The sequence below is a fragment of the Mangrovibacter sp. MFB070 genome, assembly GCF_000705335.1.
In the GTDB taxonomy this organism is placed as follows: Bacteria; Pseudomonadota; Gammaproteobacteria; order Enterobacterales; family Enterobacteriaceae; genus Mangrovibacter; species Mangrovibacter plantisponsor.
The window spans coordinates 13,457-35,660 of sequence record NZ_JJMI01000051.1; the positions used below are offsets into that span (position 1 = coordinate 13,457).

The window sequence follows — 22,204 nt, forward strand, 5'->3', positions numbered from 1 at the left end:
CTGCCGCTGCTTTCTGCTACAATCCTTTTCCCCATCAGCCAGGTGAGCTTCAGCCATGCGTTTAAATCCCAGCCAACAACAAGCCGTCGAATTTGTAACAGGTCCCTGCCTGGTGTTGGCGGGCGCAGGCTCTGGCAAGACTCGTGTTATCACGAATAAAATTGCTCACCTGATCCGCGGCTGTGGTTACCAGGCCCGGCACATTGCGGCGGTCACCTTCACCAATAAAGCTTCCCGTGAAATGAAAGAGCGTGTGGCACAAACGTTGGGGCGTAAGGAAGCGCGGGGATTAATGATTTCAACGTTCCATACGCTTGGCCTTGAAATTATTAAGCGTGAGTATGCTGCGTTGGGCATGAAAGCGAATTTCTCGCTGTTTGATGATACCGACCAGACCGGGCTGTTAAAAGAGCTTACCCAGGGCCTGATTGAAGAAGATAAAACGGTTCTGCAGCAACTGATTTCCACTATCTCCAACTGGAAAAATGCCCTGATGAGCCCGGCGGATGTTCAGGCTCAGGCCCGGGGCGAACGTGACCGCATTTTTGCACACTGTTACAGCCTGTACGACACCCATCTGAAAGCCTGTAATGTACTTGATTTTGATGACCTGATTTTACTGCCAACACTGTTACTTAAACGCAATGAAGAAGTGCGGGAACGTTGGCAAAACCGTATTCGTTATTTGCTGGTGGACGAATATCAGGATACCAACACCAGCCAGTATGAACTGGTTAAATTACTGGTAGGCAACCGTGCTCGTTTTACGGTTGTGGGCGATGATGACCAGTCAATTTACTCCTGGCGTGGTGCCCGCCCACAAAACCTGGTTCTGCTCAGCGAAGACTTTCCGGCACTTCAGGTTATTAAGCTGGAGCAAAATTACCGCTCTTCCGGGCGAATCCTGAAGGCTGCAAATATTCTCATTGCCAATAACCCCCACGTTTTTGAAAAACGTCTGTTTTCAGAGCTGGGTTACGGCCCGGAGCTGAAAGTTATTACCGCCAATAACGAAGATCATGAAGCAGAGCGGGTGGTGGGGGAGCTTATTGCACACCATTTTATTAATAAGACCGGATATAAAGACTACTCAATTTTATACCGTGGGAACCATCAGTCGCGGGTATTCGAAAAGCTGCTGATGCAAAACCGTATTCCTTACAAAATTTCTGGCGGCACATCGTTTTTCTCTCGCCCGGAAATCAAAGATTTGCTGGCGTATTTGCGCGTGTTAACCAACCCGGATGATGACAGCGCTTTTTTGCGTATTGTGAATACGCCGCGGCGCGAAATTGGGCCGGCTACATTACAAAAGTTGGGTGAGTGGGCAACAGTTCGTAACAAGAGTCTGTTTGCGGCCAGTTTCGATCTCGGCCTGGAGCAAACCCTGTCAGGGCGTGGTCGTGAAGCACTGGGGCGTTTTACCCACTGGCTGGATGATGTGATGCGTAAGGTGGAGCGTGAGCCAGTAGTGGCGGTGCGCGACCTGATCCATGGTATGGACTACGAAAGTTGGTTATATGAAACTTCACCCAGTCCAAAAGCTGCAGAAATGCGGATGAAAAACGTGAACCAGTTATTTACCTGGATGACGGAAATGCTCGAAGGTTCTGATATCGAAGAGCCAATGACATTGACCCAGGTGGTCACGCGTTTCACCCTGCGCGACATGATGGAGCGTGGCGAAAGCGAAGATGAGCAGGACCAGGTACAGCTCATGACACTGCATGCATCAAAAGGTCTTGAGTTCCCTTATGTTTTCCTGGTTGGCATGGAAGAAGGGTTATTACCCCACCAGAGCAGTATTGATGAAGATAATATCGACGAAGAACGTCGTCTGGCCTATGTAGGGATTACTCGTGCGCAAAAAGAGCTGTTCTTTACGTTGTGCCGGGAACGCAGGCAATTTGGGGAATTGGTTCGCCCTGAGCCGAGCCGTTTTTTACTGGAACTGCCGCAGGACGACTTGCTGTGGGAAACGGAACGGAAGGTTGTCAGTGCACAAGAACGTATGCAGAAAGGCCAGGGTCACCTGGCCCACCTGAAAGCACAACTGGCAAAAGCGCGTGAAAAAGGCAATTAGTTAAGTGCCAGTTGCCAGTGAACATAGCTTTGCCAGTGCTCTTCTTGCTCGAGTAACTCCGCACACAGCGGGTGTGCCGCCAGCCAGCCGTCAGGCAGGTGTATTGCCAGTGCATCCAGGTTCACCGCAAGCTTAACTCCTGCGAGGGATTCATCCTGGCGCCGCCCGGCGAAAATAATAGCCAGGCGCAGCAGGCGACATAACCGTTCTGCATCACGTGGGGCAATGGCGTTTTGTTGATTGAGGGCCGAAAGGTCAACCGGGTTTGTCTGGTTAAGCAACAGCGTTGCCAGCAAGGTTTTCTGTGCTGGCGTGAAGCCCGGCAAATCAAGGTTGCGAACCAGGTACGCACCATGTTGTGGGGCACGTTTGAAATCCACACTTAAGCCAATTTCATGCAACAGGCAGGCACTGTGCAGTAAATCGCGATCTAAAGGGGTTAAAGCCCATTGCGCTGCGACCTGGTCGAAAAACTGGCCAGACAGTGCAGCGACACGATCTGCCTGTTCTGCGTCAATCATAAAGCGGCGTTGAATGTTACGCAGTGTCCGCTGGCGGATATCCTGGTCAACGGTAAGGTGCAACATACCGTATACCAGGCCTTCACGCAGTGCGCCGCCAGCAAGCGTCATACAGTCTACGTTCAGTGCTTTAAAGATGGCAATCAGGATGGCAAGACCACTCGGAAAAACCAGCGCGCGTTCCAGAGTCAGCCCTTCAATCTCCAACTCCTCCAGGCGGCCACACAAAATGGCGCGTTGTTTTAACTGCTGGAGTTTGTTTAGCGTAATACGCTCATCCATGCCCTGCGCCATCATGATTTCCTGAAGCGCCTGAACCGTGCCTGAAGCACCGACACAAACTTTCCAGCCATGGCGTTGCAATTCACCAATAACTGGCTGGAGGACTTCGCTGGCTGCCTGCTCTGCAGCATCAAAGTTTTCCCTGGCAAGAACTCTGTCGGTGAAATACCGTTCCAGCCAGGTGACACAACCCATCGACAAACTGAATAACGATGTGGCCTGCGCGCCGCTCCCAGTAACCAGTTCAGTACTGGCACCACCAATATCCACCACCAGGCGTTGATCTGCTCCACCTGTGGTATGTGCCACACCCTGGTAAATCAGGCGGGCTTCTTCTTCACCACTAATAACCTGAACCGGGCAACCCAGGATCTGTTCGGCCTGGTGAATAAATTCACCGGCGTTGGTTGCCAGGCGCAAGGTTGCGGTGGCCACAGCCCTGATTTGAGCCCCAGGAATATCCTGCAGGCGTTCAGCGAACAACTTCAGGCATTGCCATCCCCGCTCCATCGCCTCCTGAGAAAGCGCATTGTTGCTGTTCAGGCCGGCAGCAAGACGAACTTTACGTTTGATGCGGGATAGCGTTTGAATGCTGCCAGCCACCTCGCGTATGACCAGCATATGGAAACTGTTGGAACCCAGATCAATAGCGGCATAGAGTGAGGTTGGGCTGCGCATAGTCATTAACCCTGACGACGGCGGTTACGCGGCGCACCACCACGGCGTTGGCCGTTTGGACGCGGACGGGTTAAACGTTTTGGCGGCGGCAACTCAGATAACAGTGCATCCGGGTTGTATTTGCTCACCGGAATTGAGTGCCCAATATACGTTTCAATCGCAGGCAGGTTCAGCGCGTACTCTTCACAGGCAAGGCTGATGGAGTGCCCACTGGCGCCAGCACGCCCGGTACGGCCAATGCGATGCACATAGTCTTCGCAGTCATCCGGTAAATCATAATTGAACACATGGGTAACAGCCGGGATGTGCAGACCGCGAGCGGCAACATCAGTAGCTACCAGAATGTCCAGGTCACCACGCGTGAATTCGTCCAGAATGCGCAGGCGTTTTTTCTGCGCGACGTCGCCAGTCAGTAAACCGACACGGTGGCCATCGGCGGCAAGATGCCCCCAGATTTCTTCGCAACGGTGTTTGGTGTTGGCGAAAATAATTGCGCGTTCCGGCCACTCTTCTTCAATCAGTGTCTGGAGCAAACGCATTTTTTCTTCATTGGACGGGTAGAACAGTTCTTCTTTAATGCGGTGGCCGGTTTTCTGTTCCGGTTCCACTTCAACATATTCAGCATTGTTCATTTGCTCAAATGCCAGTTCACGCACCCGGTAAGATAAGGTTGCTGAGAACAGCATGTTGAGGCGTTCCGTGGCAGCCGGCATACGGCGGAACAGCCAACGTATATCTTTGATAAAGCCAAGATCGTACATGCGATCTGCTTCATCCAGTACCACTACCTGAATTGAGCCCAGATTGATGTGATTCTGTTTGGCGTAGTCGATAAGACGACCGGTTGTGCCAATCAGAATATCAACACCCTGTTCCAGCACTTTGAGCTGTTTATCATAACCATCGCCACCATAAGCCAGGCCCATTTTGAGGCCAGTTGCCGCAGCGAGTGGTTCCGCATCAGAGTGAATTTGCACCGCCAGTTCACGGGTTGGCGCCATAATTAATGCGCGCGGCTGGTTAGTCTGGCGACCTTCTGGTGCAGGGTGGGAGAGTAAAAAATGAAACGTTGACGTTAAAAACGCCATCGTTTTGCCTGTACCGGTTTGCGCCTGCCCCGCAACATCCCGCCCGGCTAAAGTCAGCGGAAGTGCCAGTGCCTGAATAGGCGTGCAGTTATAGAACCCTTTTTTTTCAAGGGCTTCTACCACCTGAGGGTGCAGGGCGAAGTCGGAAAACTTCTGTTCGGTTAAATGTGTTTTGCTCATAAGGGTGATAGAATATCAGCTAACTATTGCTTTACGAAAGCGTATCCGGTGAAATAAAGTCAACCTTTGTGTTGGTTAATGCTACACCAACCACCCAGGCATAATCTTGTGGAGTAAAACATGAGCGATAAAATTATTCACCTGACCGACGACAGTTTCGACACGGATGTGCTAAAAGCTGATGGGTTAGTTCTGGTTGACTTTTGGGCAGAATGGTGTGGTCCTTGCAAAATGATCGCCCCGATTCTGGATGAAGTTGCTGATGAGTATCAGGGCAAACTGACTGTTGCCAAACTGAACATCGATCAGAACCCAGGCACGGCTCCGAAATACGGTATCCGTGGTATTCCGACCCTGCTGTTGTTCAAAAACGGTGAAGTCGCTGCAACGAAAGTTGGCGCATTGTCTAAAGGTCAGCTGAAAGAGTTTCTGGACGCGAACCTGGCATAATTTTGCCTTGCCGGCGCATCCAGTTTTCCATAAATGTTGTGGACTGCTGGACGCCCGGCATTTGTCGTGCTAAGTTATGGCTAACTTCTTTTGAACATGTCTTTCGTTTGAATCTTGTAATACCCCTAAAGCCTTGCAAATTCTGTATTAAACGTTTTTTGTAAGCTAAGTTATTTATTCAGGGTTGTCCCCTTATTCCGTCTCATCGAATCAGTTCTGTGTTTTTCCTCAACCAGGCAGCGGTCAGACATAAGCGGCAACTATTAACAGGCATGGATGAACCCTTCCATACCATTTCATGATACTAAGTTCGAGATTTACCCCGAGTTTAAGAACCCACCACTATGAATCTTACCGAATTAAAGAATACGCCGGTTTCTGAGCTGATTACTCTCGGCGAAAATATGGGGCTGGAAAACCTTGCCCGTATGCGCAAGCAGGACATCATCTTCGCTATTCTCAAGCAGCATGCGAAAAGCGGGGAAGATATCTTTGGTGACGGTGTACTGGAGATATTGCAGGATGGTTTCGGTTTCCTCCGCTCTGCAGACAGCTCCTACCTCGCCGGTCCTGATGACATCTACGTTTCTCCCAGCCAAATCCGCCGTTTCAACCTCCGTACCGGGGACACTATCTCAGGTAAGATTCGTCCGCCGAAAGAAGGTGAACGCTATTTCGCGTTGCTGAAAGTTAACGAAGTTAACTACGACAAACCAGAAAACGCCCGTAGCAAGATTCTGTTTGAAAACCTGACTCCACTGCACGCCAACTCACGTTTGCGTATGGAGCGTGGTAACGGCTCAACAGAAGACCTCACCGCACGTGTTCTGGATCTGGCATCCCCGATTGGCCGTGGCCAGCGTGGTTTGATTGTGGCACCGCCAAAAGCGGGTAAAACAATGCTGCTGCAGAATATTGCTCAGAGTATTGCTTATAACCACCCTGATTGCGTGCTGATGGTTCTGCTGATTGACGAACGTCCGGAAGAAGTAACCGAAATGCAGCGTCTGGTAAAAGGCGAAGTGGTCGCGTCTACGTTTGACGAACCAGCCTCCCGCCACGTTCAGGTTGCTGAAATGGTTATTGAGAAAGCAAAACGCCTGGTTGAACATAAAAAAGACGTTATCATTCTTCTCGATTCCATTACCCGTCTGGCGCGTGCTTATAACACCGTGGTACCGGCTTCAGGTAAAGTCCTGACTGGTGGTGTGGATGCGAATGCATTGCATCGCCCGAAACGTTTCTTCGGTGCTGCGCGTAACGTTGAAGAAGGCGGAAGCCTGACAATCATCGCAACTGCGCTGATTGATACCGGGTCCAAAATGGACGAGGTTATCTACGAAGAATTTAAAGGCACCGGTAACATGGAACTGCACTTGTCCCGTAAGATTGCGGAAAAACGCGTCTTCCCGGCAATTGACTACAACCGTTCCGGTACCCGTAAAGAAGAGCTGTTGACCACTTCTGAAGAACTGCAGAAAATGTGGATCCTGCGTAAAATTATCCACCCGATGGGTGAAATTGACGCAATGGAGTTCCTGATTAACAAGCTGGCGATGACGAAGACCAATGATGATTTCTTCGACATGATGAAACGCTCATAATTTCAGGTCAACTCGGGGAAACGCCACGCATTGACGTGGCGTTTTTCTTTATCTGCTATAATTCCATCGCCAGCAATCGAGGCTGGTAACATCCGGGCAGTGGAAGCAAAAAGAAGTAAGAGGATTTCGGATACCTTCGACATTTTTTGCGTATTACAATAGTGCCCTTTGCTTGTGCATGTAGCGCAGAGAGTTATTTAACGTGAATCTACTCGGTATGAGTACGGACATCCTGTATGTCTTTTTCTTCACTTTCGCTTTCCTCTTTTTTGCCAGAAAAATGGCAAAACGGATTGGTCTGGTAGACCGTCCTAATTACCGTAAACGGCACCAGGGGCTCGTCCCTTTAGTCGGCGGTATCTCTGTCTATGTCGGCATTTGTGCGGCGTTTCTTGTCGCCAGCGTCAATTCTCTTTACTACGTTCCCCATGCAAAACTTTACCTGATCTGCTCGGGTATTCTGGTGCTGGTCGGCGCACTTGATGACCGGTTTGACATCAGCGTGAAGTTCCGCGCTTTTGTTCAGGCCGCTATCGCCATTGTCATAATGGTGATGGGCAATTTGTATCTGAGCAGCCTGGGCCATTTGTTTGGCGCGTGGGAAATGGAACTTGGCCCCTTCGGTTATTTTCTGACTTTATTCGCGGTGTGGGCTGCTATCAATGCCTTTAACATGGTTGATGGCATTGATGGCCTGCTGGGTGGGTTGTCCAGCGTCTCTTTCGCTGCGCTGGGTATCATCCTGTGGTTTAACGGCCAGGTGAGCCTGGCGATGTGGTGCTTCGCCATGATTGCCGCCATCATGCCATACATTCTGCTCAACCTGGGTGTATTAGGCCGCCGGTATAAAGTATTTATGGGCGATGCGGGCAGTACCCTGATTGGTTTTACCATTATCTGGATATTGCTGGAAACCACACAGGGAGAGAACCCACCGGTTAACCCGGTTACCGCGTTGTGGATAATCGCTATTCCGCTGATGGATATGGTTGCCATTATGTATCGTCGGCTACGGAAAGGCATGAGCCCCTTTTCACCTGACCGGCAGCATATTCACCACCTGATAATGCGGGCTGGTTTTTCGTCCCGGCAGGCATTTGTCCTGATAACCCTGGCGGCCGCTTTGTTAGCCACCTTCGGCGTCCTGTGTGAATATTTCCAACTGATGCCGGAATGGGGCATGTTGATGTGTTTTCTGCCTGCGTTTCTGCTGTACGGCTACTGTATAAAACGCGCATGGAAAGTGGTGCGTTTCATCAAACGTGTCAAACGGCGTATTCGTCGTAGCTCTCACCGTAATCCAACGTTAACCAAATAATTTTCGGGAAAACAATGAGACAAGAGTCAACTGATGAGCAATATGGGGTGGATAACCAACTGGATATCCGTGAACTGTTTCGCACTCTGTGGGCAGGGAAAACATGGATTGCCGGTGTCGCCGTGCTGTTTGGGTTGCTGGCGCTTGTCTACAGCTTTCTTGCCAAACAAGAGTGGAGTGCCACCGCAATTACGGACCAGCCAACGGTCAATATGCTGAACAGCTTCTATTCCCAACAGCAGTTTTTGCAAAATCTGGATATTAAGTCATCACTGATTTCGCCCGACCAGCCTTCACCAATGGCCGAGGCCTATAAAGAATTCGTGATGCAGTTGTCTTCCTGGGATACCCGGCGGGCGTTTTGGTTGCAGACCGACTATTACAAACAGCGCCAGACCAGTAACAGCCATAATAACGCGGCATTGCTGGATGAACTGATTAACAATATCCAGTTTACACCTGCAGACCCAGCGCATAACACCAACGACAACACCCGTCTGGTGGCTGAGAATGCTCCATCAGCGAATAATCTGTTACGCCAGTACATTGCTTTTGCCAGCCAGCGGGCTGCTCACCATCTTAATGGGGAGCTGAAAGGTGCATGGGCCGCTCGTACCGTACAGATGCAGGCGCAAATTAAGCGCCAGGATGCAGTGGCGAAAGCGGTGTATCAGCGCAAGCTGCATAACATTCAGGCAGCACTGGCGATAGCGGAACAGCAAAACATTACTCACAACCAGGCTGAGACACCTGCGGAGGAACTCCCGCCTTCTGAATTATTTATGTTGGGGCGCCCACTACTCAAAGCGCAACTGGAAAACCTGGAAGCAACCGGGCCTGATTACAATATGGATTACGAGCAGAATCGCGCCATGTTGGCTACGCTGGCAGTGGGGCCGGTACTTGATGACAACTTTCAAACATACCGCTACCTGAGAACACCGGAAGAACCGGTTAAACGGGACAGCCCGCGGCGTGTTTTCTTATTAGTAATGTGGGGCTTTATTGGTGCGTTGGTTGGGGCCGGAGTGGCTCTGGCCCGCCGTAAGGCATAGCGAACCGCCGTTATAAAGTCTCCCAAAGAAAGAGAATAAACGTGAAAGTTTTAACCGTTTTTGGCACACGACCTGAAGCTATCAAAATGGCTCCTTTGGTCCATGCTCTGGGAAATGACCCCTTTTTTGAGTCAAAAGTTTGTGTCACTGCCCAGCATCGGGAGATGCTGGATCAGGTGCTGCACCTTTTCTCAATCACTCCGGATTATGATTTAAATATCATGCAGCCGGGCCAGGGGTTAACTGAAATCACCTGTCGAATCCTGGAGGGGTTAAAACCCATCCTGATGTCGTATCAGCCAGACGTGGTTTTGGTGCATGGCGATACCACCACAACCATGGCCACCAGCCTGGCGGCATTTTACCAGCGAATCCCTGTAGGCCATGTTGAGGCCGGGTTGCGCACTGGAGACCTCTATTCCCCATGGCCGGAAGAAGCGAACCGGACACTGACCGGGCGGCTGGCACATTATCATTTTGCCCCCACAGACAATGCCCGCCAAAACCTGCTGCATGAAAACGTGTCAGACCGGCATATTTTTGTTACGGGGAATACAGTGATCGATGCGTTGCTGTCTGTCAGCGACCGTGCTTTGCAGGACAGCGCTCTGCGCCAGCGCATGGAAAAGCATTACCCATTCCTTAATAAAGAGAAAAAGACGATCCTGGTAACCGGGCACCGCCGGGAAAGCTTTGGTCGTGGGTTTGAACAAATTTGCCATGCGCTGGCCGACATCGCCGCTAACTGGCCCGATGTGCAAATTGTCTATCCCGTGCATTTGAACCCTAATGTCAGTGAACCCGTAACCCGAATTTTGGGGCATGTTGAAAACGTGGCACTGATTGAACCTCAGGATTATTTGCCTTTCGTGTGGCTGATGAACCATGCCTGGCTCATCCTGACTGATTCAGGGGGAATTCAGGAAGAAGCCCCTTCACTGGGTAAACCTGTCCTGGTAATGCGCGATACCACTGAGCGCCCTGAAGCAATTGACGCCGGAACAGTGAAGTTAGTGGGAACGGATAAAAACAACATCGTTGCTGCTGTCACACAGTTACTGACACAGGATGCTGCTTACCAGCAAATGAGCAAAGCGCATAACCCTTATGGGGATGGCATGGCATGCCAGCGTATTTTAACCGCGTTAAAAAACAACCAGGTAACATTATGAATTTTTCTACCATATCCGTGATTGGTCTTGGCTATATTGGGTTACCCACGGCGGCAGCATTTGCCTCACGGCAAAAACAGGTTATTGGCGTAGATATCAATGCGCATGCTGTTGAGACCATCAATCGTGGGGAAATTCATATTGTCGAACCTGAACTGGATCTCGTGGTGAAACAGGCCGTTCAGGATGGTTATTTACGGGCATCACAGACACCAGTTGAAGCGGATGCTTACCTGATTGCGGTTCCCACACCATTTAAAGATGCTCACGCACCAGATATGCGTTTTGTCAGAGCGGCGGCCGAATCCATTGCGCCGGTACTGAGAAAAGGGGCTCTGGTTATTCTGGAATCTACATCCCCGGTAGGCAGTACCGAGCAAATGGCTCACTGGCTGGCAGCGCTGCGCCCTGATCTCACGTTTCCACAACAAGCTGGTGATAAGGCGGATGTGAATATTGCCTATTGCCCTGAACGCGTGTTACCCGGCCAGGTCATGGTGGAACTGATCAAGAACGACCGCGTAATTGGTGGGATGACGCCAACCTGCTCCGCTCGTGCCAGTGCCTTGTATAACATCTTTCTGGAAGGGGAGTGTGTGGTGACCAATGCCCGCACTGCCGAGATGTGCAAACTGACTGAAAACAGTTTCCGTGATGTCAATATCGCATTTGCGAACGAACTGTCACTGATTTGTGCCGAACAGGGCATTAATGTGTGGGAACTGATTCGCCTTGCCAACCGCCACCCGCGAGTCAACATTCTGCAACCCGGCCCGGGCGTTGGTGGGCACTGTATTGCAGTGGATCCCTGGTTTATTGTTTCACAAAATCCCCAGCAGGCTCGCCTGATTCGCACTGCACGCGAAGTGAACGACTACAAACCGCACTGGGTTATTGAACGGGTGAAAGCGACGCTGGCCGATTGCCTGGTAGAGAGTGGCCGCAAAGCCAGTGAACTCACTATTGCCTGTTTTGGTCTGGCATTTAAACCCAATATCGACGATTTGCGGGAAAGCCCGGCCATGGAAATCACCCGGTTAATTGCCGAGTGGCATAGTGGAACAACGCTGGTGGTGGAACCTAATATTCACCAGTTACCGGACAGTTTGGCTCATTGCCAACTAACAGAGACTCAGGATGCACTAAAACATGCCGATATTCTGGTTATGTTAGTGGATCACGCCCCATTCCGTGCGGTTGCCCCGGAGGCAATTCAACAGCGCTGGGTGGTGGATACAAAAGGAGTCTGGCGATGAGAAAAATATTGGTGACAGGAGGAGCCGGTTTTATCGGCTCTGCCGTGGTGCGTTATATCCTTGAACAAACCCGGGATTCCGTGGTGGTGGTGGATAAACTGACGTATGCGGGTAACCTGTCATCCCTGGCGCCGGTTGCATCATTACCGGGGTTTGCATTTGAACAGGCTGATATTGGCAACGGGCCTGAGATGGCGCGTATTCTGGATACATACCAGCCAGATATCGTGATGCACCTTGCTGCAGAAAGCCATGTGGACCGCTCTATTGATGGCCCGGCTGCGTTTATCGATACCAATATTGTTGGCACTTATACCTTGCTGGAAGCAGCACGCCACTACTGGCAAACTCTGGAGCCAGTTAAAAAGCAGGCATTCCGTTTCCACCATATTTCTACCGATGAAGTCTATGGTGATCTGCACGACAGCAACGGCTTCTTCACCGAACAAACACCTTATGCGCCCAGCAGCCCATACAGTGCGTCCAAAGCTGCCAGTGATCATTTAGTTCGCGCCTGGTCCCGGACTTATGGCCTGCCTGTTGTCGTGACTAACTGTTCGAATAACTACGGGCCGTACCATTTCCCGGAAAAGCTTATACCACTGACCATTCTTAATGGCCTGGCAGGAAAACCGCTGCCGGTGTATGGCGACGGGCAACAAATACGCGACTGGCTGTATGTTGATGACCATGCCAGGGCGCTGTACCTGGTGGCAACCACAGGTAAAACCGGTGAAACCTGGAATATTGGCGGCCATAACGAGCGTACTAACCTGGACGTGGTTGAAACGGTTTGCGCTCTCCTTGAAGAATTGGTGCCTGAGAAACCCGCGGGTGTCTGCCATTATCGTGACTTAATCACATTTGTGGCCGACAGACCCGGGCACGATGTGCGTTATGCCATTGATGCTGGCAAAATTGCCCGTGAACTGGGTTGGCTACCCCAGGAGACATTTGACAGCGGGATGCGCAAAACGGTGACCTGGTATTTGTCGAATAAAGCGTGGTGGCAACAGGTGCAGGATGGCTCCTATCAGGGCCAACGTTTGGGTCTGGCTGGTAAAGAGAAGGAGTAACTCATGAAGGGGATTATTCTGGCTGGGGGAACGGGAACACGCCTGCACCCCATTACGCGTGGCGTCTCCAAGCAGTTGTTACCTGTGTACGACAAACCCATGATTTACTACCCGTTGTCTGTGCTGATGCTGGCGAAAATTCGCGACATTCTCATCATTACAACACCGGAAGATAAACCTTATTTTCAACGTTTGTTAGGCTCCGGTGAGGAGTTTGGCGTACACCTGAGTTATGCTGAACAGCCAAGCCCCGATGGGCTGGCACAAGCTTTTCTGATTGGTGAAACCTTCCTCGAAGGCGAGGCCTCTTGCCTGGTTCTTGGCGATAATATCTTTTTTGGCCAGGGGTTCAGCCCCAAACTGCATCATGCCGCTTCACGTAAGCAAGGCGCGACAGTCTTTGGCTACCAGGTGATGGACCCTGAGCGTTTTGGCGTTGTGGATTTTGACGATAATTTTCGAGCGCTGTCTATTGAAGAAAAGCCGCAAAAACCAAAATCCAACTGGGCAGTCACCGGGTTGTATTTCTATGACAACAAGGTAGTGGACTATGCCCGCCAGGTGAAGCCGTCACCGCGTGGCGAGCTGGAAATTACCTCAATTAACCAAATGTATCTGGAACAGGGTGAACTGTCAGTGGAAAAGCTGGGCCGTGGTTTTGCCTGGCTGGATACCGGTACTCACGACAGCCTGCTGGAAGCCAGCTCTTTTGTGCAAACAGTAGAAAAGCGGCAGGGTTTCAAAATTGCCTGTCTTGAAGAGATAGCCTGGCGTAACGGTTGGCTGGATGACGAAGATGTCCGTCGTGCAGCACAGGCTCTGGCGAAGACTGGGTACGGCCAATACCTGCTGGAGTTGTTACGTGGTTATTCACGCAAGCGTTGAACCCCTTGAATGGGAAAGCACCTTTTTCAACATTCATTCGGGAATTATCCATTTTTCTGATTCTGCTGCGCCACTTACTGTGGCGCAATTAGCGCACTGGCCGCGGGTTCAGGCAAAAATTGATGCTGCTGACACCGCGCGGCTGCCAGCTTTGCAGGCGCTGGGGTTTCAGGTGGTAGAAGCAGAAATGGATTTTGTGCTGAGCGTTGGTTTACTTCCAGCCGGGCAGTCTGAGGCACTTCCTATTGCCAGGGAACATGATATTCCTGCGTTGCGTACTTTAGCTGCAACATTGTTCACTCACAGCCGTTTTGGTACGCCATGGTATGCGCCTGGCGAAAGCGGGCGTTTTTATGGGCAGTGGGTGGAAAATGCAGTGCGGGGCACGTTTGATGATGTTTGCCTGCTGGCTTACGATGCCACAGGTTTGATCTCAGGGTTTGTTACGTTACGGCGGTTACCCGGCAACCAGGCAAGAATTGGGCTGTTGGGGGGGAAGGGCGCAGGCGCAGTGTTAATGGAGCTGGCACAAAACTGGTGCTGGCAGCAAAAAATAACAGGCTTACATGTCGCAACGCAGTTTGGCAATTTGCCCGCGTTGCGCCGCTATGTTTTAAGTGGTGCGCAGCCAGTTGGCACAGCGTACTGGCTCTACAGGTGAGAAAAGATGATTCCTTTTAATGCCCCACCCATAGTGGGAACTGAACTTGAATATATGCAATCTGCGATGGAAAGCGGGAAGTTATGTGGTGATGGCGGGTTTACTCGCCGCTGCCAGCAATGGATGGAGCATCGCTTTTCCTGTAAGAAAGTCCTGTTAACGCCATCCTGTACTGCATCACTGGAAATGGCCGCCATGCTGATTGATATTCAGCCGGGCGATGAAGTGATAATGCCTTCATTTACTTTTGTCTCCACGGCTAATGCCTTTGTGCTGCGTGGGGCAAAAATCGTGTTTGTCGATATTCGTCCGGATACGATGAATATTGATGAAACGAAAATTGAAGCTGCCATTACCGAGAAAACCCGTGCGATTGTGCCGGTTCATTACGCGGGTGTTGCCTGCGAAATGGGCACCATTATGCGTCTTGCAGAACAACATAATCTCTATGTGATTGAAGATGCGGCTCAGGGCGTAATGTCGAGCTGGCAAGGCCGGGCACTGGGGACCATTGGCCATATTGGCTGCTTTAGTTTCCATGAAACCAAAAACTACACTGCTGGTGGTGAAGGTGGTGCAACGCTGATTAACGATGCATCACTGGTTGAACGCGCTGAAATCATTCGTGAAAAAGGCACCAACCGTAGCCAGTTCTTCCGTGGGCAGGTAGATAAGTACACCTGGCGCGATATTGGCTCAAGTTACCTGATGGCAGACCTGCAAGCGGCTTACCTGTGGGCGCAACTGGAAGTGGCTGACCGGGTCAATGAACAGCGTGTTGCTCTGTGGAACAACTATTTCCGCGCTCTGGAGCCTCTGGCGCGTGCGGGGCGCATTGAGTTACCCACCATCCCGGCAGACTGCCGCCATAATGCGCATATGTTCTACATCAAATTGCGCGATATGGATGATCGCAATGCGCTGATTGCGTTTTTGAAAGAAGCAGAGATCCTGGCTGTTTTCCATTACATTCCGTTGCATTCCAGCCCGGCAGGCCTGAGTTTTGGCGAATTTAATGGAGAAGACCGCTTCACTACAGCAGAAAGTGAGCGTCTGCTGCGGTTGCCTTTATTCTATAACCTGGCTCCAGTTAACCAGCGCACGGTTATTACTACGCTGTTGAGTTACTTCTCCTGATGTCATTAGCCAGAGCAAGTGTGTGGACCGCTGCGTCCACACTGGTCAAGATAGCTGCAGGTTTATTAGTCGTTAAATTACTGGCGGTTTCATATGGCCCTTCCGGTGTCGGCCTTGCCGGGAACTTTCGCCAACTGGTTACTGTATTAGGTGTAATGGCGGGGGCCGGGATTTTTAATGGTGTGACACGAAGTGTTGCTCAGCATCATCAGGACAACCCCGCATTACAGCGAGTGGTAGGCAGTGCATCGGCTATTGTTCTTGGCTTTTCGGCTTTGCTCGCGGTTTTCTTTGTTTTGGCTGCCCGGCCCGTCAGTATTGCTTTGTTTGGTTCCGGTGATTATCAGGGGCTGATTTGCCTGGTGGCTCTGGTACAAATGGGCATAGCCTGGGCAAACCTGGTCCTGGCTGTACTCAAAGGTTTTCGGGATGCAGCCGGGAATGCACTGGCATTGATGGCCGGGAGTGTTGTTGGCGTTGTAGCTTATTATGTTTGCTACCGGCTGGGCGGTTACCACGGCGCGTTATTGGGGATTGCGCTGGTGCCGGCGCTGATTGCTTTACCTGCGTCCTGGGTGTTATGGCGCAGGGGGCGAATCCCGCTGGCCTGGTTCCGACCCCGTTGGGATAGCGCGCAGAGCCGCCTGTATGCACGTTTTACTATCATGGCGCTGATGACGACTGTCACGTTGCCTGTTGCCTGGGTAATGATGCGTAACTTGCTGGCCGCGCATTACTCATGGGAAGCAGTGGGTATCTGGCAAGGGGTAACCAGTATCTCAGATGCCTACCTGCAGTTTATTACCGCATCATTTAGCGTCTATTTACTTCCGACCTTGTCGCGGCTAACGGAAAAAAGCGATATTGCTCGTGAGTTAGGTAAAGCATTCCGGTTTGTTATCCCGGCGGTGATGTTTGCCAGTTTTATGGTCTGGTTACTGCGGGATTTCGCTATCTGGTTGCTGTTTTCTCACCAGTTTGCCGCAATGCGTGATTTGTTTGCCTGGCAACTGACCGGGGACGTATTAAAGGTCAGTGCTTATGTCTTTGGCTATCTGGTTATTGCGAAAGCTTCACTGCGTTGTTATTTGCTGACGGAAGTCAGCCAGTTCGCCTTGCTAACAGGTTTTTCTCACTGGCTTATTCCGGCCCATGGTGCACTGGGTGCCGCGCAGGCCTATATGGCAACTTATCTTGTTTATTTCGCGCTTTGTTGCAGCGTATTTTTTATCTGGCGCAGACAATGACTACTCTGATTCATGTGTTAGGTTCGGATATCCCGCACCATAACCAAACTGTTCTCACATTTTTTAGCGAACAACTTGCCGATGTCTCAGTTGCGAGCCGTACTTTTTTTGTCGTCTCGTCTGAGCCTGGCATTGCAGCGCAGTACCCTGCGCTGGATATAACGTGTTTCTCGTCAAAAAAAGCCTTGTGTGAAGCAGTAAAACAACAGGCAAAGCAACGCCGTGAACTGCGTTTCTTTTTCCACGGGCAATTTAACCCGGGAATCTGGCTGGCATTGCTTTTCGGGGCGATTAAGCGCCATCAGGCCTGGTGGCACATCTGGGGGGCTGATCTGTATGAAACATCGCGCAGTCTTCGTTACCGGTTGTTTTACCTGTTACGCCGCCTGGCGCAACGCCGGGTAGGGCGGGTGTTTGCAACCCGGGGAGATCTGGATTATTTCCAGTCGCGTGCACCACGAGTACCTGGCGAGTTGCTCTATTTCCCAACCCGTATGGACCCGGCGCTTAATGCGCTGGAACGCACGCATAAAACTGGGCCGCTCACCGTGTTGGTGGGGAACTCTGGCGACCCGACCAATGCCCATATTGCCGCGCTAAAGGCGGTGCATAAGCAATTTGGTGATACCGTTCAGGTGGTGGTGCCAATGGGGTACCCACCCAATAACCAGGCTTATATTGATACTGTTACCGAAGCGGGGCAGTCACTGTTTTCTGCCGGGAATATTACGATTTTGCAGGACAGGCTGGCATTTGATGATTACCTTGCGCTGTTACGCCAGTGCGACCTGGGCTATTTCATTTTTGAACGCCAGCAAGGGATTGGTACACTATGCTTGTTGATTCAGGCTGGAATACCCTGTGTACTGAGCCGCAAGAACCCTTTCTGGCGGGATATGGCCGAACAACATGTACCAGTCCTGTTCAGCGATGATACGCTGACAGAGGCGCTGATTCGTGAAGCACAGCGCGAGCTCTCGCTGGTAGATAAAAACACTATCGCATTTTTTAATCCTGCCTATATTGCGGGCTGGAAACACGTTATTCACCTTGCCTCGGGAGATTTGGCATGAGTCTGGTTGAGTTTGGCGGCCTGTTTATTGTCTGGCTGCTATCCATCCTGTTTATTGGCACGCTGACGTTACAGGAGTTCCGTCGGGTGCGTTTTAGCTTTAATGTCTTTTTTTCTTTGTTGTTTTTGCTGACGTTTTATTTCGGCTTCCCGCTTACCTGTACGCTCTATTTTCGTTTTAATACCGATGTTGCGCCGCCGGGTATTCTGCTGCAGGCGTTACTGTCCTCCACCAGTTTTTATGCCATTTATTACGTGGTTTATAAAACCCGCCTGAAGAAGACATCTGCCCCCACTCAGCCTTTTTTCCGCATGAACCGTGTAGAAACCCAGCTTACTTGTGGGTTGCTGATGGTGATTTCGCTGGTGACGCTGGGTATTTTCTTTGCCCACAATGGTTTCCTGTTGTTCCGTTTGCAGTCTTACAGCCAAATCTTTTCAAGCGAAGTGTCGGGTGTGGCGCTTAAGCGTTTCTTTTATTTCTTTATTCCTGCCATGCTGGTGGTTTATTCCCTGTACCAAACCAAACGCGCCTGGCTGTTTTTCCTGATCAGTACGGTCGGTTTTGGCTTGCTGACATATGTGATTGTGGGTGGTACCCGGGCAAATATTATTATCGCATTTGCTATTTTCCTGTTTATTGGGCTGATTCGCGGCTGGATAACATTGTGGATGCTGGCATGCGCAGGGGTTCTTGGTGTCGTTGGTATGTTCTGGCTGGCACTGAAGCGTTATGGGCTTGATGTCCGCGGAGCTGAAGCATTCTATACCTTCCTGTATTTAACACGGGATACCTTCTCACCCTGGGAGAACCTGGCGCTGCTGATACAGCACTATGGTGAGATCCATTTCCAGGGAGTGGCGCCGCTATGGCGTGATTTTTATGTTTTTATCCCTTCATGGCTGTGGCCGGATCGCCCGCATCTGGTACTGAATACTGCCAATTACTTCACCTGGGATGTATTGAATAACCATTCAGGGCTGGCAATATCCCCAACCCTTATCGGCTCATTATTGGTGATGGGCGGCGTGGGTTTTATTCCCCTGGGGGCAATAGCTGTTGGGGGGATCATTAAATGGTTTGACTGGCTGTATACGTTGGGGCAAAACAGCGAAAACCGCTATGTTACTGCGATACTGCACAGTTTTTGCTTTGGGGCCATTTTTAACATGATTGTGCTTGCGCGCGAAGGGCTGGATGCCTTTGGTTCGCGGGTGGTGTTCTTTATGGTTATCTTTGGTGCCTGCCTGGTCGCAGCTAAGCTGCTTTACTGGCTATTTGACGTGAGCGGGTTGGTGAAAACACCACTTCGCCCAGCGGCTCAGGTTTCTACCACTTCAAACTCCTGACAAAACATCATGAAAACGACGTTGATGGTGCCGGAATACCGTATCCGGCATCTGAATATTCTCGGCTGGCGTAATATGGCTCACGCTTTGGAATCTTTATGGCCCGGCGGCGTGTTATGCAAGGGCACGTTGATTGCCATCAATGCAGAAAAAGTGTTGGTCACCGAAGACGATAATGCCATTCGTGAACTGGTTGACCTGGCTGAATATAAATATGCCGACGGCATAAGTGTTGTGCGTGCTATTCGCAAAAAATACCCGCAGGCTCAGGTATCTCGTGTCGCGGGTGCAGATTTGTGGGAAGCCATGATGGAAAAGGCCGGGAGTACCGGGGCTGCGGTGTTTTTATTAGGGGGCAAACCGGAAGTCTTGCAGGAAACCGCTAATAAATTAAAGGCTCGCTGGAATGTGAATATTGTGGGTATGCAGGATGGCTATTTTAAGCCAGAGATGCAACACGCAGTGTTTGAACGGGTCAAACACAGTGGCGCTGAGCTTGTCACGGTTGCTATGGGGTCGCCCAGGCAGGAAAGAGTGATGCGTGACTGCCGCCAGGTATACCCGGACGCGCTATATATGGGAGTCGGTGGCACCTATGATGTTTTTACCGGCCATGTTAAGCGGGCGCCCCGTTTTTGGCAGAATCTGGGGCTCGAGTGGCTGTATCGTTTGCTGTCACAGCCCAGCCGCCTTGGCCGCCAGTTACGTTTAGTGCGTTTTTTACGCTGGTATTATTCAGGGCAGCTTTAATTGTTGTTCTGTGAGGCTGGCGGCCTGTTTGCCGCCAGCTAATCATCCCCGTTGTTTTTCCCTTCCTGTGGCTGTGTTGGCCGCATATGGCAATGCGGTTGTCCGCTATTCAATTTGCTATTTCCGAAAAATTCATCAAGTATTGCCCGCTTTTAAACTTCCCGGACGCGGTTGTCACGGGAAAACACAAGAACCGGCATAACCGGGCAGCTTTTGAAGTACAGGAACGTTTCTATGGCAACACAACCAAACACACTGCAGCGCGGCTTACAGGCGCGGCACATCGAACTTATCGCATTAGGGGGCACAATCGGCGTTGGGCTGTTTATGGGGGCCTCCAGCACCCTTAAATGGGCAGGGCCTTCTGTTATGCTCGCATACCTGCTCGCAGGGGTCTTTGTCTTTCTCATTATGCGTTCAATGGGGGAGATGCTCTTCCTTGAACCTGTTGCAGGCTCATTTGCTGTATATGCTCACCGCTATCTCGGCCCATACTGGGGGTATTTAACTGCCTGGTCATACTGGTTTATGTGGATGGCGGTGGGGATTTCGGAAGTCACTGCTGTCGGGGTTTATACCCAGTTCTGGTTCCCCGAACTGCCACAGTGGATCCCCGCATTGACAGCAGTGGCGTTAGTCGCTGTGGCTAATTTGGCCGCTGTGCGTTTGTATGGCGAAATCGAGTTCTGGTTCGCGATGATTAAGGTAACCACCATTATTGTGATGATAGTGGTTGGCCTGGCGGTGATTTTCTTTGGCTTTGGGCACAATGGGCAACCAGTCGGGCTGCATAACCTCACCGCTCATGGCGGGTTCTTTGCCGGGGGCTGGAAAGGCTTTTTAACCGCACTGTGTATTGTAGTGGCGTCTTACCAGGGTGTGGAGCTGGTGGGGATTACAGCAGGAGAGGCACAAAACCCGCAGGTGACCTTGCGCCGGGCAATCAGCAAAATCTTTTGGCGCATCCTGATTTTTTATGTCGGCGCTATTTTTATCATTGTTTCGCTGTTTTCCTGGCAGGATGTGGGTGGCACTGGCAGCCCCTTTGTGCTGACCTTCGCGCGTATTGGTATTACTTCTGCCGCCGCGATTATTAATGTAGTAGTGCTGACTGCCGCGCTCTCGGGTTGTAATAGTGGTATGTATAGCTGTGGGCGCATGCTGTATGCCCTGGCTAAGAATGGCCAGTTACCTGCTAAACTGGCCCGTGTGTCACGCCATGGCGTGCCGGTTATTGCTGTTGCGGTCTCGGTGGTTATCCTGCTGCTTGGATCCGGTCTGAATTACGTTATTCCATCGCCTCAGCGTGTCTTTGTTTATGTCTACAGCGCCAGTGTGTTACCGGGAATGCTGCCCTGGTTTGTTATCCTGGTGAGCCAGTTGCGTTTCAGAGTGGTTCACCAGCAGGCAATGGCATCGCATCCGTTCCGGTCAATGCTTTTCCCGTGGGCAAACTACCTGACACTGGCTTTTCTGGCTTGTGTCCTGGTTGGCATGGGGTTAAACCCAGAAACACGTGTCTCATTGATTGTGGGCATTGTCTTTCTCGGGCTGATTTCACTAATTTGGTGTGCTTTACGGAATAAGCGGGTTAAAAATGTGCAGGAACCAGCTAAATAAGCGACAGGTTGCACAGAACATAACCAAACGCGCTTTTTATTTAAAAAAAGCACTAGACAGGTGAGCACTAAGTCCGTAATATCCGCCTCCGCAACGGCGCTACGCGCCCGTAGCTCAGCTGGATAGAGCGCTGCCCTCCGGAGGCAGAGGTCTCAGGTTCGAATCCTGTCGGGCGCGCCATTTAGTGAGGCGCTTTGAGCTGCGGTGGTAGAATGACCGCGAAAGATTTACAGTGGTGGCTATAGCTCAGTTGGTAGAGCCCTGGATTGTGATTCCAGTTGTCGTGGGTTCGAGTCCCATTAGCCACCCCATTATTTAGTGGAATGCGAAGGTGGCGGAATTGGTAGACGCGCTAGCTTCAGGTGTTAGTGTCCTTACGGACGTGAGGGTTCAAGTCCCTCCCCTCGCACCACAACTTAGGTTTTAAAAAAAAGTAAAATAGCAGTATTTCGGCGAGTAGCGCAGCCTGGTAGCGCAACTGGTTTGGGACCAGTGGGTCGGAGGTTCGAATCCTCTCTCGCCGACCAATTTTAGAACCCCGCTTCGGCGGGGTTTTTTGTATTTAAAATTGCAGTTTTCGGCATTCACGCCAGTTTTCCTTTCTCTGTCGCAGTTTGGCGACTTTCCTTCGTGCTGTTGTCGCTATTCAGTAACATTTAACGTTATGATTTTTAAAGTATGTTTCCCGGCAGCATGGTACTTGTCGTTGGTGCCCGACA

At 51.0% G+C, this 22,204-nt stretch carries 18 protein-coding genes and 4 tRNA genes; 20 read left to right on the top strand and 2 right to left on the bottom strand.

All coding sequences use genetic code 11. The features are described from left to right. Positions 1-55: 55 nt before the first annotated feature. Complete coding sequence (gene rep / locus DT73_RS22200; RefSeq protein ID WP_036115399.1) at positions 56-2,083, top strand: DNA helicase Rep; 2,028 nt, start codon at positions 56-58, stop codon at positions 2,081-2,083. On the opposite strand, the gene gppA is transcribed toward rep, so the two are convergent. Both gppA and rhlB read right to left on the bottom strand, forming a co-directional pair. Further along, positions 2,080-3,564, bottom strand: coding sequence for a guanosine-5'-triphosphate,3'-diphosphate diphosphatase (gene gppA, locus DT73_RS22205; RefSeq protein ID WP_036115401.1), 1,485 nt, complete (start codon positions 3,562-3,564; stop codon positions 2,080-2,082). The two genes, rep and gppA, sit on opposite strands and share 4 nt — an antisense overlap. A gap of 5 nt (positions 3,565-3,569) precedes the next feature. Continuing rightward, positions 3,570-4,832 carry an ATP-dependent RNA helicase RhlB gene (gene rhlB, locus DT73_RS22210; RefSeq protein WP_036115404.1) on the bottom strand — a complete coding sequence of 421 codons (1,263 nt, stop codon included), beginning with the start codon at positions 4,830-4,832 and terminating at the stop codon, positions 3,570-3,572. Positions 4,833-4,952: 120 nt separating this feature from the next. Here rhlB and trxA point away from each other — a divergent pair, with 120 nt between their 5' ends. The 19 genes from trxA to DT73_RS22305 all read left to right on the top strand — a co-directional run bounded on the left by trxA (position 4,953) and on the right by DT73_RS22305 (position 22,012). Then, positions 4,953-5,282, top strand: a complete 330-nt coding sequence (trxA, locus tag DT73_RS22215) for a thioredoxin TrxA (protein ID WP_036115406.1) — start codon at positions 4,953-4,955, stop codon at positions 5,280-5,282. 344 nt (positions 5,283-5,626) lie between these two features. After that, the gene (gene rho / locus DT73_RS22220; RefSeq protein WP_036115409.1) at positions 5,627-6,886 is read left to right on the top strand and encodes a transcription termination factor Rho; all 1,260 of its coding nucleotides are present in this window, start codon (positions 5,627-5,629) and stop codon (positions 6,884-6,886) included. 202 nt (positions 6,887-7,088) lie between these two features. Then, positions 7,089-8,204, top strand: a complete 1,116-nt coding sequence (wecA, locus tag DT73_RS22225; protein ID WP_036115411.1) for a UDP-N-acetylglucosamine--undecaprenyl-phosphate N-acetylglucosaminephosphotransferase — start codon at positions 7,089-7,091, stop codon at positions 8,202-8,204. Positions 8,205-8,218: 14 nt separating this feature from the next. Continuing rightward, complete coding sequence (gene wzzE / locus DT73_RS22230; RefSeq protein ID WP_036115413.1) at positions 8,219-9,259, top strand: ECA polysaccharide chain length modulation protein; 1,041 nt, start codon at positions 8,219-8,221, stop codon at positions 9,257-9,259. Between the two features lie 41 nt (positions 9,260-9,300). Continuing rightward, the gene (wecB, locus tag DT73_RS22235) at positions 9,301-10,431 is read left to right on the top strand and encodes a non-hydrolyzing UDP-N-acetylglucosamine 2-epimerase (protein WP_072007004.1); all 1,131 of its coding nucleotides are present in this window, start codon (positions 9,301-9,303) and stop codon (positions 10,429-10,431) included. Continuing rightward, positions 10,428-11,687 carry a UDP-N-acetyl-D-mannosamine dehydrogenase gene (gene wecC, locus DT73_RS22240; protein WP_036115421.1) on the top strand — a complete coding sequence of 420 codons (1,260 nt, stop codon included), beginning with the start codon at positions 10,428-10,430 and terminating at the stop codon, positions 11,685-11,687. The genes wecB and wecC overlap by 4 nt, the downstream gene beginning before the upstream one ends. Next, positions 11,684-12,763, top strand: a complete 1,080-nt coding sequence (gene rffG, locus DT73_RS22245) for a dTDP-glucose 4,6-dehydratase (RefSeq protein WP_036115424.1) — start codon at positions 11,684-11,686, stop codon at positions 12,761-12,763. Before wecC ends, rffG begins: the two co-directional genes overlap by 4 nt. A gap of 3 nt (positions 12,764-12,766) precedes the next feature. Beyond that, entirely contained in the window at positions 12,767-13,648 is an 882-nt protein-coding gene (gene rfbA, locus DT73_RS22250) for a glucose-1-phosphate thymidylyltransferase RfbA (protein WP_036115427.1), read from the top strand. Next, entirely contained in the window at positions 13,626-14,309 is a 684-nt protein-coding gene (rffC, locus tag DT73_RS22255) for a dTDP-4-amino-4,6-dideoxy-D-galactose acyltransferase (RefSeq protein WP_036115429.1), read from the top strand. The genes rfbA and rffC overlap by 23 nt, the downstream gene beginning before the upstream one ends. 6 nt (positions 14,310-14,315) lie before the next feature. Beyond that, positions 14,316-15,446 (top strand): dTDP-4-amino-4,6-dideoxygalactose transaminase, encoded by a 1,131-nt coding sequence (gene rffA / locus DT73_RS22260; protein ID WP_036115432.1) that lies wholly within the window; start codon positions 14,316-14,318, stop codon positions 15,444-15,446. Next, a complete protein-coding gene (wzxE, locus tag DT73_RS22265; protein ID WP_036115435.1) occupies positions 15,446-16,693 on the top strand; it encodes a lipid III flippase WzxE in 1,248 nt (415 codons plus the stop codon). The genes rffA and wzxE overlap by 1 nt, the downstream gene beginning before the upstream one ends. Next, the gene (locus tag DT73_RS22270) at positions 16,690-17,766 is read left to right on the top strand and encodes a TDP-N-acetylfucosamine:lipid II N-acetylfucosaminyltransferase (protein ID WP_036115438.1); all 1,077 of its coding nucleotides are present in this window, start codon (positions 16,690-16,692) and stop codon (positions 17,764-17,766) included. Before wzxE ends, DT73_RS22270 begins: the two co-directional genes overlap by 4 nt. Further along, on the top strand, positions 17,763-19,115 hold the full coding sequence (wzyE, locus tag DT73_RS22275) for an ECA oligosaccharide polymerase (RefSeq protein WP_036115444.1): 1,353 nt from the start codon (positions 17,763-17,765) through the stop codon (positions 19,113-19,115). Before DT73_RS22270 ends, wzyE begins: the two co-directional genes overlap by 4 nt. A gap of 9 nt (positions 19,116-19,124) precedes the next feature. Then, positions 19,125-19,865, top strand: a complete 741-nt coding sequence (gene wecG, locus DT73_RS22280) for a lipopolysaccharide N-acetylmannosaminouronosyltransferase (protein WP_036115447.1) — start codon at positions 19,125-19,127, stop codon at positions 19,863-19,865. Between the two features lie 234 nt (positions 19,866-20,099). Beyond that, positions 20,100-21,485 (top strand): amino acid permease, encoded by a 1,386-nt coding sequence (locus DT73_RS22285; protein ID WP_051691519.1) that lies wholly within the window; start codon positions 20,100-20,102, stop codon positions 21,483-21,485. Positions 21,486-21,588: 103 nt separating this feature from the next. After that, positions 21,589-21,665: transfer RNA gene (locus tag DT73_RS22290), tRNA-Arg, on the top strand. A gap of 55 nt (positions 21,666-21,720) precedes the next feature. Further along, a tRNA-His gene (locus DT73_RS22295) sits at positions 21,721-21,796 on the top strand. A gap of 14 nt (positions 21,797-21,810) precedes the next feature. After that, positions 21,811-21,897 (top strand) — tRNA-Leu (locus DT73_RS22300). Positions 21,898-21,935: 38 nt separating this feature from the next. Beyond that, positions 21,936-22,012 (top strand) — tRNA-Pro (locus DT73_RS22305). Positions 22,013-22,204 lie beyond the last annotated feature (192 nt).

Bases quoted from the DNA above. Each gene is read 5' to 3' on its own strand.
- rep (WP_036115399.1), top strand. From the start codon at position 56: ATGCGTTTAAATCCCAGCCAACAACAAGCCGTCGAATTTGTAACAGGT.
- gppA (WP_036115401.1), bottom strand. From the start codon at position 3,564: ATGCGCAGCCCAACCTCACTCTATGCCGCTATTGATCTGGGTTCCAAC.
- rhlB (WP_036115404.1), bottom strand. From the start codon at position 4,832: ATGAGCAAAACACATTTAACCGAACAGAAGTTTTCCGACTTCGCCCTG.
- trxA (WP_036115406.1), top strand. From the start codon at position 4,953: ATGAGCGATAAAATTATTCACCTGACCGACGACAGTTTCGACACGGAT.
- rho (WP_036115409.1), top strand. From the start codon at position 5,627: ATGAATCTTACCGAATTAAAGAATACGCCGGTTTCTGAGCTGATTACT.
- wzzE (WP_036115413.1), top strand. From the start codon at position 8,219: ATGAGACAAGAGTCAACTGATGAGCAATATGGGGTGGATAACCAACTG.
- wecC (WP_036115421.1), top strand. From the start codon at position 10,428: ATGAATTTTTCTACCATATCCGTGATTGGTCTTGGCTATATTGGGTTA.
- rffG (WP_036115424.1), top strand. From the start codon at position 11,684: ATGAGAAAAATATTGGTGACAGGAGGAGCCGGTTTTATCGGCTCTGCC.
- rfbA (WP_036115427.1), top strand. From the start codon at position 12,767: ATGAAGGGGATTATTCTGGCTGGGGGAACGGGAACACGCCTGCACCCC.
- rffA (WP_036115432.1), top strand. From the start codon at position 14,316: ATGATTCCTTTTAATGCCCCACCCATAGTGGGAACTGAACTTGAATAT.
- wzxE (WP_036115435.1), top strand. From the start codon at position 15,446: ATGTCATTAGCCAGAGCAAGTGTGTGGACCGCTGCGTCCACACTGGTC.
- DT73_RS22270 (WP_036115438.1), top strand. From the start codon at position 16,690: ATGACTACTCTGATTCATGTGTTAGGTTCGGATATCCCGCACCATAAC.
- wzyE (WP_036115444.1), top strand. From the start codon at position 17,763: ATGAGTCTGGTTGAGTTTGGCGGCCTGTTTATTGTCTGGCTGCTATCC.
- wecG (WP_036115447.1), top strand. From the start codon at position 19,125: ATGAAAACGACGTTGATGGTGCCGGAATACCGTATCCGGCATCTGAAT.
- DT73_RS22285 (WP_051691519.1), top strand. From the start codon at position 20,100: ATGGCAACACAACCAAACACACTGCAGCGCGGCTTACAGGCGCGGCAC.